Below are 12,724 nucleotides of genomic sequence, written 5' to 3'. Positions count from 1 at the left end.
CGGGCGAACTCGGGGCGACGGAGGGCGCTTAGCCAGGCGCCGACGACGGGCGCCGGTTCCCGTGTCCTGTCGCGGCACCCGGGAATGCGCGGCGGGTCTGTGTGGTTGGAGAAAGCGTGGGAATGGAGGGGACAGTGTCCCCGGGCCTCACCTATAGCCTGCGGGGACGATCGTCCGGCTGAAGCCCCGCAGAGCACATCGCCGCGTAGGCGACCGCCCCTCCCTTTCCGCGACGCGCAGAGCGGCCCCGAGTGCTTCGATCGCCTCGGGGCCGCGGTGTGTCGTCGCCGTGTCGCGACCGGCCGACTTCCCCAACTCCCCGCCAGCGCAAGGGCGTAGCGTCCGCCCGTTGCTGCCGCAGGGGTTGACGGACGCATTGGTCTAGGCCTTAATGGCTCCAGTTCGTTCACATGAACAGAGAGTGTTCATGGATATGAACGGATGTGGTTTCCTCTACCCCCCACCAGCGCATCGGGTGCGCTGCGTCCTGGAGGACTCATGCGTCGAAACAGCAGCTCCAAGCTGGCCGTTGCCGTTGCCGCAGGTGCGGCGGTGGCAGCCGCCCTCGCCCCCTCGGCATCCGCCGCGCCGACGGCGGCGAACCCCGGTCCCGGCTTTCCCGCCCGGTACTCGGCGCCCTACGCCGAGACCTGGAACTCCCCGTCCGCCCTCACCAACGCACGCAACGCCACCGGGCAGAAGTACTTCACCCTCGCGTTCGTCATCGCCGGAAACGGCTGCAACGCGACCTTCAATGGCGACACGTCCATCACCGACTCCTCCTGGACCGCCGCCATCAACTCCACCAGGGCGGCGGGCGGCGATGTCATCGCGTCCTTCGGCGGCGCCTCCGGCACCGAACTGGGCCTCGCCTGTACCTCGGTGTCGTCCCTCAAGGCCCAGTACAAGCGGGTCATCGACAGCCTCAACCTCACCCGCGTCGACCTCGACATCGAGGGCTCGACCCTCAACAACACCGCTGCCAACGACCGGCGCAACAAGGCCCTGGCGCAGTTGCAGAGCGAATACGCGACGGCGGGGCGCCGGCTCGACGTCCAGTACACCCTCCCGGTCAACCCGACCGGTCTGGAGCAGAACTCGATCAACCTGCTGAACAACGCCAAGAGCAACGCCCTGACGGTCAACCTGGTCAACATCATGACCATGGACTACGGCCCGGCCATGGACATGGGCAAGGCGGCCACCGACGCGGCGACCGCTCTGCACGACCAACTGGGCCGGATCTGGACCACCAAGAGCTCCGCGCAACTGTGGGCCATGGAGGGCAACACCCCCATGATCGGCGTGAACGACACCACGGCCGAGGTGTTCACCACCGCCAACGCCACCACACTCGCCAACTTCGCGGCGAGCAAGGGCATCCAGGAGCTGTCCTTCTGGTCGCTCGGGCGCGACAAGGCCTGCGCCACCAACGGTCAGCTCTCCGACACGTGCAGCGGTACGTCACAGAGCGCGTACCAGTTCACCCGCACGCTCCGCTGACCCGGCCGACGGTCCCCAGCGGCAGCGGAGTTCGGCGCACCGGCACCGGCACTGGCACCGGCACCGGCGTCGGCACTGGCATCGGTGGCCGGCGGCCGGTGAGGGCGGTGCTCAGGACATCCGGCGGTCGGTGTGCCGACCCAGTCGCTTCAACTGTCCGCTCCGCTGCCGCCGTGGACCCGTGCCGGAGCCCGCCCGCGCCGTGATCGTCACGGTGCGGGCGGAGTCGTCTCCGGGCAGGGCGGATGGCACCCGCTCCGGGACACCGCCCTCGGGCATGTGCGGCCGTAATGCCGTACAGGACACGGCTGTTGGACCGGCCCGGGGTCGGGCCGGTTACCCCGGTGTGGTGGCTCGCGTCGCGCGATCCGGTCGTAGGCACGCCGTCGGGTTTCGAGCCTCCTTCATCCGGCGAATCGGCCGGCCCTCGGCGAGCTGTACGACCCGTCGAGGGCGAGGATCATCCCTGGAGTTCCTTCGCCTTCGCGTCCCTGCGGGAGCGGAACACCTCGGCGGCGAGCGGAATCAGGGACAGTGCCACGATCACCGCGACCATCGGCAGCAGATACCGGTCCACGTTCGGCACGGACGAGCCCAGTGCGTAGCCCGCCAGGGTGAGACCCAGGCTCCAGACCAGGCCTCCGACCACCTGCCACACGGTGAAGGTGCGCACCGGTACCCCCAGTGCGCCCGCCATCGGGTTCAGGACCGTGCGCACCACCGGGACGAAGCGGGCCAGCACGATCGCCTTCGCGTAGCCATAGCGCTCCAGCAGTTCCTCAGCCCGCTTCGCCCCCTGGTGCAGGCGGGCCGAGCTGCTGCGGGCCAGCAGGGCGCCGCCCGCTCGTCGGCCCAGGAGGTAACCGCACTGCGAGCCCGCCAGCGCCCCCACCGCCGCCGCGACCAGGAGCGGGCCGAGCGACAGCTTCAGGCCGCGGTCGGCGGTGCCGGTGCACAGCAGACCCGCCGTGAACAGCAGTGAGTCGCCTGGGAGGAAGAAACCGACGAGCAGTCCCGTCTCCGCGAACAGCACCACGCCCACGCCCAACACGCCGAAGGCGGACAGCAAGGACCGCGCATCCAGCACATTGACAGCGAGCTGCGACGCCAGGTGCATGGCTGTGGTCATCGTGGAGCCCCTTCGTCCTTCGTCCGGACCGTCGGATCACTGCGACGCCTGCATCCGTCAAGTGACTACAATCCTGTAGACGGTCTACTGAACTGTAGACGAAAGAGGAGCGCGGACCGTTCCCCTGACCCACGCGAGTTGTGGGAAGCGGTCGCCGGGTGAGCTTGAGACGGCGGTCATGGCCGCGTTGCATTGCGTGGCGCGGGGGCGGGAAGGGCGAGGCTTCACGCTATCCGCCATGCGGACGCAGCTGGTGCTCGTAGGCGAAGATCACGACCTGGACCCGGTGACTTCGCCGCTGTGATCCTCGGACTTGGCACATCGGCCTCGTCCTTCGTCTTTCTGGGGATCATTCAGGAATCGTCGGAATGATCGGATCACGACACCGTGTGGCGATGCGGGGACAGGCCGCCGGAGTGGGCTGAGCTGCCGAACCTCCTGGCGCGTGCGGGGCCCTCCGCAGGGAGCCCGGGTAACCAACTACAATTTTGTAGACAGTCTGCTGAACCGCAGACGGCGGCGGAGTGAGGATGTTCCCCATGACCGACGAGAGGCGGCCGGCCGGTGAGCTCGAAGCCGCTGTCATGGCTGTGCTGTTGACCGCCGGTGTCCCGCTCACGCCGGGGCGGGTGCAGACCGGGCTCGGCTTCGGACTGGCCCGCACGACGGTGACGACGATACTGACCCGGCTGCACGAGAAGGGCGTCGTCAGCCGTGAACGGCAGGGCCGGGGATACGCCTACTCTCCCGTGCAGGATGCTCCCGGTCTGACCGCCCGGCGCATGCACACGGTTCTCGACAGGGACGCCGACCGGGAGACGGTCCTGGCCCGTTTCGTCGCCCAGCTCAACTCCGGCGACGAGGAGTTCCTGCGTCGGCTTCTGGAGGGTGACGGGCGATGATCGCTCTGCTGCTCGTGCCGTTGGTCCTGCCCTTCCTGGCGCCGAGGCTGGCCCGCCGAACCTTCGACCGTCTGGCCCCCGCCACCGCGCTGTGGGTTCTCACCACCTCGGCCCTGGCGCTGGCGGGTGCCTGCGTCGCGGCTCTCGGGGCCCTGGTGCTGACGGGACTGCTGAAGGTTCCCGCGTTCGCCGCCCTCGGCGAGTTCGTTCGCCCCCTGCACACCCCCTCGGACTACCTCGTCCTGCCCGCCGCCGCGGCGGCCACCGGAGTGCTCACCCTCGGCGCCTGGACCCTTGTGCGCTCGGCCTTCCTCCAGACGCGTGCCTTCCGTACCGCTCGGACGCAGGCTGACCGCCGCCCTGCCGCCGGCGACCTGTGCGTCGTCGATTCACCGCATCCGGACGCGTACGCGCTGCCCGGACGGCCGCACCGGATCGTCGTCACCACCGCGATGCTGCGCAGTTTGGAACCTGCCGAGCGCGAAGCCCTCTTCGCCCATGAACGCGCCCACAACCGGGCCGGTCACCACTACTTCCTGGCCGCCGCCGAGGTGTCCGCCCACTGCCACCCCGCGCTGCGCGCCGTCCGCGACACCATTCGGCTCGCCGCCGAGCGGGACGCCGACGAGGCCGCGGCCGGCGCCATCGGCGACCGGCGCCTGATCGCCACGGCCATCGCCCGCGCCGCTCTGGCCAGCCACGCCGCGCGGTCCACCCGTCCGGACTTCGCGCCCGCGGCGACGACCGGCCCGGTTCCGCAGCGCGTCACCGCGCTCCTCGCATCCGCCGAGGGGCGCTCGCGCCCCACGCGCTGGACCGCGTTCCTCCTTGTGGCCTGTACGGTCCTGTCCGTCGCCGCCGGGACAACCGGCGTCGTCGCCTTTCACCACCAGGTGGAGATCGCCCAGGGCGAGGAAGGCCCGTGACCGGTTCGGCCCGGTGACCGACCGGCGCGCTCCTTCGCCCTTCGCCGGGCCCGCGCCGGGTTCGCGGTCAGGTGTTCCGGAGCCGCCGACTCCACCAGGTGCGTGACGCCCGCACCCTCGGATGGAACTGCCCGGGCCTCTCGTCGTGCCGATCCGTGGTGGCGTCCGGGACCGTCCACCCGCTGACGGACCCTGTCTTCGAGGGCGCGCGTTCCCTCCGACTTGGGGAAAACCAGGCTTGCTTGGCGAAGATCCGACCGCCCATTCCGGGTTTGTTCACGCATGGGCCGTTTCCGGTCCACAAAACGGGACTCTGCTGGGGCCCGCATCCGCAGCCCGCCCCGAACACCCCGGAGAGACCAGATGCCCAGACGTCACGTCAGGCCCGCAGCCGTCCTCGTCGCCACCGGAGTTCTGGCCGGGGTGACCGCCGCCCAGCCCGCCGCGTTCGCCGCCTCCCACCACCGGCCCGCCACCAGGCACGTCCTGCTGATCTCCGTGGACGGGCTGCACCAGTCGGACCTGTCCTGGTACATGGCCAGGCACCCCGACTCCGCGCTGGCCCGTCTGACCGGCAGCGGGGTCGAATACACCCATGCCAGGACCACCACCCCGTCCGACTCCTTCCCCGGCATGGTCGCCCAGGCGACCGGCGGCAGCCCCGGCACCACGGGCGTCTACTACGACGACACCTACAACGCCGCGCTCCTCCCGGCGGGAACCAGCAGCTGCAAGGGCGTGAAGCCCGGGGTCGAGGTGGACCTCACGGAGGACCTGGACCGGAACCAGGCCTCCATCGACGCAGGCCAGGGCCTCACGGGCCTGCCGGACAGCATCCTGTCGATGACTGGCCACCCGGCGAGCCTGATCAACGCATCCAAGCTGCCGGTCGACCCGAAGACCTGCCGACCCGTGTACCCGCACTCGTACCTCAAGGTGAACACGATCTTCGAGGTTGCCCGCCAGGCGGGTCTGCGTACGGCCTGGTCGGACAAGCACGCGGCCTACGAGATCCTCAACGGCCCCTCGGGCACCGGCGTCCAGGACCTGTTCACCCCGGAGATCAACAGCGACGCCCCCGGGTACGCCGCCGGCGGTGACTGGACCACGGACAACAAGGCCACCGAGCAGTACGACACCTACAAGGTGAAGGCCGTCCTCAACGAGATCGACGGCTACGACCACACCGGCACCCGCAAGGTCGGCACCCCGGCGATCTTCGGCCTCAACTTCCAGTCGGTCTCCACCGCGCAGAAACTGCCCGCCTCGGACGGCCTCACCGGCGGCTACACCGCCAAGAACGTCCCCGGCCCGCTGCTGGCGAAGAACCTCGACTACGTCAACGACGAGATCGGCGCCCTGACCGCCGAGATCGCCAAGCGGCACCTCTCAGGCAGCACCACCGTCATCCTCTCCGCCAAGCACGGCCAGTCGCCCACCGACCCCGCCGCGCTCACCCGCGTCGCCGACGGCCCGCTGCTGGACGGCCTCAACGCCGCCTGGAAGAAGCTCCACCCCGGCGCCGCCGACCTGGTGACGCACGCCGTGGACGACGACGCCGTGCTGCTCTGGCTCTCCGACCGCTCCGCGGCGGCCACCGCCTTCGCCAAGAAGTACCTGCTCGCGCAGAACGGCACCGGCACCGACATCAACGCCAAGCCCAAGGCCTACACCCACAGCGGGCTCGGCAAGGTCTACGCCGGCCAGGCCGCGGCCGACTACTTCCACGTCAGGGCCGGCGACGCCCGGGTCCCAGACCTCCTCGGTGTCGCGCAGTACGGCGTGGTCTACACCGGCGGCACCAAGAAGATCGCGGAGCACGGCGGCGGCCACTCCGACGACCTCGCCGTGCCCCTCGTCGTGTCCGGAGCCTCCGTCCCGGACGGCGTGCGCGACTCCGCGAGCGTGCAGACCAAGCAGATCGCACCGACGATCCTGAGCCTGCTCGGTCTCAACCCCCGCTCCCTTCAGGCCGTGCGCGAGGAACACACCACCGTGCTGCCGGTCCGCTGACCCGTCCGCTCGGGAGAGCCGGGGGCCGCCCGACTGGCAATCAGCCGGGCGGCCTCAGGCACCACCATTCGATGATCTTCGAGGACGGACCCTAGTCCGGGCGTGGGCCCGCCTCGCCCGCCACCGCGCGCAGCAGCGGACGGCTCGCCGCGCTCGCGCCGGCCAGACCCGCGAAGCCCAGTGCCAGGCAACCGGAGAGGAGCAGGGCGCCACGGCCGTCCAGGTGCGGGGCGCCCCCGGCGAGCGTCAGCGGCGCGGCGCAGAACAGCCCCGTGAGCAGCGCGCCGCCCGCGAGCACGGCGGCGGGCAGCACCGCCTCCTTACGCCGGGCCGTGTCCAGGACCCGCAGCGGGGTGCCCGCGAGATGCAGCAGGCCGTAGGTGCGGCGGCGGTCCAGGACGGAGGAGGCGGCCGTGATGCCCGTGGCGGCGATGGCGATGGCGAAACTCGCACCGAGCACCGCCAGCGTCACCAGGTGGAAGTCACGGTCGAACTGCCGTGACTGCCAGGCGACATCGGGACCGGTGACCGGATACTGACCGGGCGCCAGACCGGCGAGCACACCGCGCGCCGCGTCCAACCGGCCCGGGCCCGTGACGGTCGCCGTGACCTGACGCTCGCCGTCCGCACCCGCGCCGGTGGCGACCCAGTCGTCGTTCGTGCCCACGGTGGCGTGGATGCCCGCGTGGTGCAGCCGGGCGGTGGCCTCCTGGCGTACGGCGGCGACGCGCTCCTTCGGTACGGACAGGGCGAGTTGGTCCGCGCTGCCCCAGGGCGAGTCGCCGCCGAGGCTGAACAGGGCGAAGAAACCGGCCACGAAGGCCGCCAGCGTCAGCGCCGACACCGCCCGCCACACGGACTTGGGGTCGTCGAGCAGACGGCGCCCCGCGAGCAGTGTCGCCGGTCGCCGCGCAGACCCGGCGACGAGGGCGCCGAGCACCCCGACCACCCAGGGGCCGATGACGGACAGTGCGGCGAAGACGGCGACGCAGCTGTACACCACCGCGTCGATGTCCATCGACTTGCCCTTGGACAGCAGCCCGTAGCCAACCAGTACGGCGACGAACAGCACCGCGCGTACGGCCTTCAGACGGGGGGTGCGTGAGCGGCGTACGACGCCGAGCGGGCCTACGACCACCTGCCGCAGTCCCGCGAGTGCGCTGGCCGCCACCGTCAGCACCACGCCGGCGAGTACGGCGAGCAGGACATCCGTACCGACCCAGAGATCGGCGACGTACCAACTGCCGCCTTCCAAGGGGACCTTGGCCGCGAGCGGCAGCAGTACCGCGTAGCCCAGCGCGCCCGCGACGGCCCCCGCGGTACCGGTCAGGGCCGCCTCGGCCACCGCGATCCCCGCGATCCGGCCCGGCGTCGCGCCCAGCAGCCGCAGCGTGGCCAGCCGGGTGTCGCGGCGCGAGACGGACAGCCGGGCCGAGGAGGCGCCGAGCACGAGCAGCGGCACGATCAGCAGTACCGTGGCGATCTTCATCAGGGCCTGGTACTGGGCGCCGAGGCCGTCCGCCGTGCGCTTTCCCGCGAAGTCCGCGACGGGTGTGGGCGTGACGATGTCACCCGGTCGGCGCGGGTCGGTGCCGCGCTCGACCGTCATCGCCAGGTCATCGGCGCGGTGCCCGACGACGGCCACCTTCTCGCCGGGCCTGACCAGCGCGGCGCGGCCGAGCGTGCCGGTCGTGCTGCTGCCGCCGGGCAGCGTGCCGAGCGCGGGCGAGGTCCATACCTCACCCGGCTTCGGGAAGTGCGGCATACCGGGAGGAGCGGGCGCCTCGCCGCTCCGGCCCGGCAGCGCCGCGACATCGACGACCGTCACGGGCTCACCGCCGATGAAGGTGGTGCTCACCGCCTCGACGGCCACCGCGCGCGACGGCCCGGCCTTGGCCGGGGTACGCCAGTCGGCGTGCGCGGCGCGCGAGGTGAAGCCGAGGTTGGCGCCGACGCACAGGAGCAGCAGCGTGGTGCAGATCGCCGCGGCCGCGACGGACAGCCCGGCGCCGAGCCGGCCGTGCCTGCCGCCGCCGCGCAGCAGCCGCCAGGTCAGGGTCCAGGTGGTGCGGTCCAGGGCCCGCGCGGTCCTCATCGCGCAACTCCGCCGGTGATGGCGGCCGTCACGTCGGCCGGCGCGCGGGTCCCGGCCGGTCCCGCGTCAGTCTCAGCCGCCGCCTCCGACTCCCGTACGATCCGCCCGTCCCGCACCCGCACAGTACGGTCGCACCAGCGGGCCACCGACGGGTCGTGGGTGACCACGACCAGCGCCGCGTTCTGCCGCCTGGTGACCTCCGTCAGCATCCGGATCACGTCCTGCCCGGTGGCCTGGTCGAGGGCGCCCGTCGGCTCGTCGGCGAAGACGACCTGGGCGCCCGCGACCAACGCCCGTGCGAGCGCCACCCGTTGGGCCTGACCGCCGGACAACTGGCCGGGACGGCTGTCCTCCTTGCCTTCCAGGCCCAGCGGTGCGAACCACTCGCGCGCACGCCGCTCCGCCTCGCGGCGCAGGGTACCGCCGAGCATCAACGGGAGCGCCACGTTTTCCACGGCGGGCAGCTCGGGCAGCAACTGACCGAACTGGAACACGAAGCCGAAGCGGGTCCGGCGCAGTTCGCTGCGGTGCGGCTCGCGCAACTGGTCGATGCGCTCGCCGTTCAGCAGCACTTGGCCGCCGTCCGGGCGCTCGATGTTCGCCAGGCAGTGCAGCAGCGTCGACTTGCCGGACCCGGAAGGCCCCATCACGGCCAGCGACTCGCCCGCCCGCACGGCGACGTCCACACCGTCGAGCGCACGGGTGGACCCGAACGACTTGGACAGACCGATGCCGCTCAGCACAGGCGGCGAAGAGGTGTTGTTCATGTGGTCCAACATCCGCTTCCGGCGCGGCCCTTCGCCTCGGCCGACCGACCGGTTCGCAGCGGCGGCGTCGTCCTTTCGGCCGAGGCCGTACGACCGGGACCGCGCCTACGCTGCGAGATGTGTCAGACAGAGACGATCACACCTGGAACTCCCCGCTGCCCCACCGCACAGCCCTCACCGCACTGGGGGTGGTCATGGCGCTGTTGTGGGTGGTCGACGTGGCCGGCGTCGCGTCCGACGCCGGACTCGAGGGCGGCGGCGCGTGGTGGCGGCTGGCCCCGGGCCTCATGGCGGCCGTCGCGCTGCTGCTGCCCGGCAGACGTCTCGCGCCGGCCTGGAGCGCGGCTGCCGCGGTGCTCGTCTCGTGGATGGTGACGCTGGTCTTCCTCACGTCCGTGACGTCGTCGCTGCCGGTCGGCTGGGGTCTGCTGGAGACGGTGTGCCTGCTGCTCGTGCTGGTGCGCACCGCGAGAGACGTACCGCAGCCCTGGCTGGCCGCCTCGCTGGGCACCGCACTCGCCTCCGCCGTGATCGCGGCGCCGATGCGGATGCGCGGCAGCGGCAACGTCTACTTCTCCTTCGCCCTGATCTTCTTCACGGGCGGCGCCGTGGCCATCGGCTCCTACCTCCGCAGCCTCGACGACCGCAGGAGCCGTGCCGTCACCGAGACACGTCAGAACGAACGTCTGGAACTCGCCCGCGAACTGCATGACTTCGTCGCCCACCACGTCACGGGCATCGTCGTCCAGGCTCAGGCGGCCCAGGCGATCCGTGAGATCGCGCCCGAGCAGGTGGATCCGCTGCTGCGCGGCATAGAGCGGGCCGGGGGCGAGACCCTTCAGTCGATGCGGAAGCTGGTGCGCGTGCTGCGCGACGACACCACGCGGGCGGTGCGGCCGGGGGAGCTGTACGCCGAACTGGGCGAACTCGTCGCCGCGTTCTCCGAACACGACGCCCCTGCCACCCTCCAGGTCGCGGTCGAGGCCCGGCAGGCGCGGCCCGCGCCCGAGGTGGAGACCTCCGTGCGCAACGTCGTACGCGAGGCACTGACGAACGTACGCCGCCACGCACCGGGAGCACCGTCCGTCTCTGTACGGGTCGCTCTGTCGGACGACGGCGGCGATCGCGGCGACGGCGACGGAGGTGAGGGCGCGGCTGCCCGGCGGCTTCGGGTCGAGGTGCACAACACACCACCGCCCGGGTCGGCGGCGCCGAACGCCGAACCTCTCGGGGGACGCGGCGGCCTCGGCCTCATCGGGCTGACCGAACGCGCCGAGGCGGTTGGCGGCACGCTCCACGCGAGCCCGGCCGAGGACGGCGGCTGGAGGCTGACGGCGGAGTTCCCGCTGCGCGGCGCTGTGGCAGGATCCCCCGCATGACCAACGCCGGCGGATCAAGCGCATCGGGTGCATCGGGTGCAGCGGAGGGATCGGGCGGATCGGCGATCCGGGTCCTGATCGCCGACGACCAGGAAATGGTGCGCACGGGCTTCCGGTTGATCCTCCAGACACAGCCCGGTATCGATGTCGTGGGCGAGGCGGCCGACGGCGCGGAGTGCGTGGAGATGGCCAGGAAGCTGCGCCCCGACGTGTGCCTGGTCGACATCCGCATGCCGAGACTCGACGGGCTGGAGGTGACCCGGCTGCTCGCGGGCCCCAAGGCCGTCGATCCGCTGCGCGTGGTGGTCGTGACCACCTTCGACCAGGACGACTATGTCTACGGGGCGTTGAGCAACGGTGCCTGCGGGTTTCTGCTCAAGGACGCGGGCCCCGGACTGCTGGTGGAGGCCGTCCGCGCGGCGGCGCGCGGGGACGCCCTGATCTCGCCGTCCGTGACCGTACGGCTCCTGAAGCGGATCGGTGAACAGCGACCCGCCCCGGGCGGCGAGGTGTCTTCCGGCCCGCTGACGGAACGGGAGTTGGATGTGGCCCGGCTGGTCGCCGACGGACGGACCAATCAGGAGCTCTGCGCCGAGCTGTGTGTCTCGCTCTCCACCGTCAAGTCCCATCTGACCAACATCCAGACCAAGTTGGGGCTGCGGAACCGCGTGGAGATCGCGGCCTGGGCATGGCGCCGCGGCGTGGTCGGCGACCGCTGAACCCTCCTCACTTCTCCAGGCCGTAGTCGAAGCTCACCCGGTCGCCGTGCACCCCGGTCACGGAGATCAGCATCGTCTTCGGCTTGCCTTTGAAGACGGCGGTGCACCTCACGGTGTAGTCCATCTTCGCGCGCAGTCCGCTCGGGCAGCTCACGGACTGCGGGCCGTCCTGGACGAAGGGGATGCCGTAGTTCTCCTTGGCCAGCTTCTCGACCACCGCGCGCGAGATCGTGTGGTCCGTGCCGCCCGCGGTGGCGACCGACGAGTTGTCGAACAGGTTCCACGCCGTCACCACGCCGCCTGCCAGTACGGCGGCCGCGGCCAGGGCAATGACGATGCGCTTCATGGGGTGCTCCTCGGTTCCTGTGACGGCCGGACCCTACCGGCCGTTCCTCACAGAGCCTCCTCCGCCACCCGCTCAACTGCCTCGGCACAAAGGCCGGTTGTGAGATCCGGGCACCGGCCGAAAGGACGACGGCCGAACGCGCCTCCTCGTCTCTGCCGCTCGACGGGACCCGTCAGAGTTCCAGGCGGTAGCCGTGCCCCCGCAGGGTGGTGATGCGGGGCAGGCTGCCGACGTGGGCCGAGAGGTCGGCGGCCTCGGTGAGTCGGCGGCGCAGGCCGGCCATGGTGACGTCGAGGGTCTTGGTGGAGCCGAACCAGTTCTCGTCCCAGACCTCGGCCATCAGGGTCTCCCGGGAGACGGCCTCGCCCGGATGCTGGGCGAGGACGGCGAGCAGGTCGAACTCCTTGGGGCGGAGCGGGACTTCCTCGTCCTGGAGGGTGCAGCGGCGGGCGGAGACGTCGAGGACGAGGTCGGCCAGGCGGACGGGTTCCTGTGGCGGCGAGGCGACGACGCGACGGCGCAGATGGGCGCGGAGGCGGGCGAGCAGGACGGAGAGGCTGAAGGGTTTGACGAGGTAGTCGTCGGCTCCGGCGTCCAGCCCGGCGATGACGTCGATGTCGTCGGTGCGCGCGGTGAGGATGATGATCAGCAGGTCGGGACGGCGGGCGCGCAGGGCGCGGGCGACGTCGAGGCCGTCCATGTCGGGCAGGCCCAGGTCCAGCAGGAGCACGTCGTACGAGGACCGCGCGGCCTCGGTCAGGGCGCCGGAGCCGGTGCGGCTCCAGGTGGGCGCGTAGTCGTTGCCGCGCAGGCCGTTCTGAAGGTGACGGCCGATGGTGTCGTCGTCCTCGACGACCAGGACGCGTGGGCGGCCGCGGTCGGCGGTGGCGGGCATGCGCATGGGCGACAGCCTAGAAGCAGGCGGCGCGCCGGTCCGGTACGGCA

General features: G+C 71.4%; 11 protein-coding genes. 6 read left to right on the top strand and 5 right to left on the bottom strand.

The genetic code is table 11. The features are described from left to right. The first annotated feature begins 498 nt into the window (after window positions 1-498). A complete protein-coding gene (locus ACIRB1_RS17960; protein WP_403466184.1) occupies window positions 499-1,503 on the top strand; it encodes a chitinase in 1,005 nt (334 codons plus the stop codon). 460 nt (window positions 1,504-1,963) lie between these two features. Here ACIRB1_RS17960 and ACIRB1_RS17955 read toward each other — a convergent pair whose 3' ends face one another. Then, window positions 1,964-2,632 carry a DedA family protein gene (locus ACIRB1_RS17955; protein ID WP_352179074.1) on the bottom strand — a complete coding sequence of 223 codons (669 nt, stop codon included), beginning with the start codon at window positions 2,630-2,632 and terminating at the stop codon, window positions 1,964-1,966. Window positions 2,633-3,162: 530 nt separating this feature from the next. Here ACIRB1_RS17955 and ACIRB1_RS17950 point away from each other — a divergent pair. The 3 genes from ACIRB1_RS17950 (at window position 3,163) to ACIRB1_RS17940 (ending at window position 6,473) form a co-directional block, all read left to right on the top strand. Then, window positions 3,163-3,534: a BlaI/MecI/CopY family transcriptional regulator gene (locus tag ACIRB1_RS17950; protein WP_403466183.1), complete on the top strand. Its 372-nt coding sequence runs from the start codon at window positions 3,163-3,165 to the stop codon at window positions 3,532-3,534. After that, the gene (locus tag ACIRB1_RS17945) at window positions 3,531-4,460 is read left to right on the top strand and encodes a M48 family metalloprotease (protein WP_403466182.1); all 930 of its coding nucleotides are present in this window, start codon (window positions 3,531-3,533) and stop codon (window positions 4,458-4,460) included. Before ACIRB1_RS17950 ends, ACIRB1_RS17945 begins: the two co-directional genes overlap by 4 nt. 363 nt (window positions 4,461-4,823) lie before the next feature. Continuing rightward, complete coding sequence (locus ACIRB1_RS17940) at window positions 4,824-6,473, top strand: alkaline phosphatase family protein (protein ID WP_403466181.1); 1,650 nt, start codon at window positions 4,824-4,826, stop codon at window positions 6,471-6,473. A gap of 91 nt (window positions 6,474-6,564) precedes the next feature. Here ACIRB1_RS17940 and ACIRB1_RS17935 read toward each other — a convergent pair whose 3' ends face one another. Together ACIRB1_RS17935 and ACIRB1_RS17930 are read right to left on the bottom strand one after the other, a co-directional pair. After that, window positions 6,565-8,568: an FtsX-like permease family protein gene (locus tag ACIRB1_RS17935; RefSeq protein WP_403466180.1), complete on the bottom strand. Its 2,004-nt coding sequence runs from the start codon at window positions 8,566-8,568 to the stop codon at window positions 6,565-6,567. Next, window positions 8,565-9,335 (bottom strand): ABC transporter ATP-binding protein, encoded by a 771-nt coding sequence (locus tag ACIRB1_RS17930; protein WP_403466179.1) that lies wholly within the window; start codon window positions 9,333-9,335, stop codon window positions 8,565-8,567. Before ACIRB1_RS17930 ends, ACIRB1_RS17935 begins: the two co-directional genes overlap by 4 nt. A 119-nt stretch (window positions 9,336-9,454) precedes the next feature. On the opposite strand from ACIRB1_RS17930, the gene ACIRB1_RS17925 reads away from it, so the two are divergent. Both ACIRB1_RS17925 and ACIRB1_RS17920 read left to right on the top strand, forming a co-directional pair. Continuing rightward, a complete protein-coding gene (locus tag ACIRB1_RS17925) occupies window positions 9,455-10,714 on the top strand; it encodes a sensor histidine kinase (protein WP_403466178.1) in 1,260 nt (419 codons plus the stop codon). Between the two features lie 95 nt (window positions 10,715-10,809). Beyond that, complete coding sequence (locus ACIRB1_RS17920; protein ID WP_403466228.1) at window positions 10,810-11,433, top strand: response regulator; 624 nt, start codon at window positions 10,810-10,812, stop codon at window positions 11,431-11,433. A gap of 7 nt (window positions 11,434-11,440) precedes the next feature. On the opposite strand, the gene ACIRB1_RS17915 is transcribed toward ACIRB1_RS17920, so the two are convergent. Both ACIRB1_RS17915 and ACIRB1_RS17910 read right to left on the bottom strand, forming a co-directional pair. Further along, window positions 11,441-11,779 carry a DUF4333 domain-containing protein gene (locus ACIRB1_RS17915; RefSeq protein WP_352179066.1) on the bottom strand — a complete coding sequence of 113 codons (339 nt, stop codon included), beginning with the start codon at window positions 11,777-11,779 and terminating at the stop codon, window positions 11,441-11,443. Window positions 11,780-11,951: 172 nt separating this feature from the next. Then, window positions 11,952-12,680 carry a response regulator transcription factor gene (locus ACIRB1_RS17910; RefSeq protein WP_403466177.1) on the bottom strand — a complete coding sequence of 243 codons (729 nt, stop codon included), beginning with the start codon at window positions 12,678-12,680 and terminating at the stop codon, window positions 11,952-11,954. Window positions 12,681-12,724: the final 44 nt, after the last annotated feature.

It is taken from the genome of Streptomyces sp. NPDC096013 (genome assembly GCF_044763565.1).
Lineage (GTDB): Bacteria > Actinomycetota > Actinomycetes > Streptomycetales > Streptomycetaceae > Streptomyces.
This window is presented reverse-complemented; position numbering and strand designations above follow the sequence as displayed.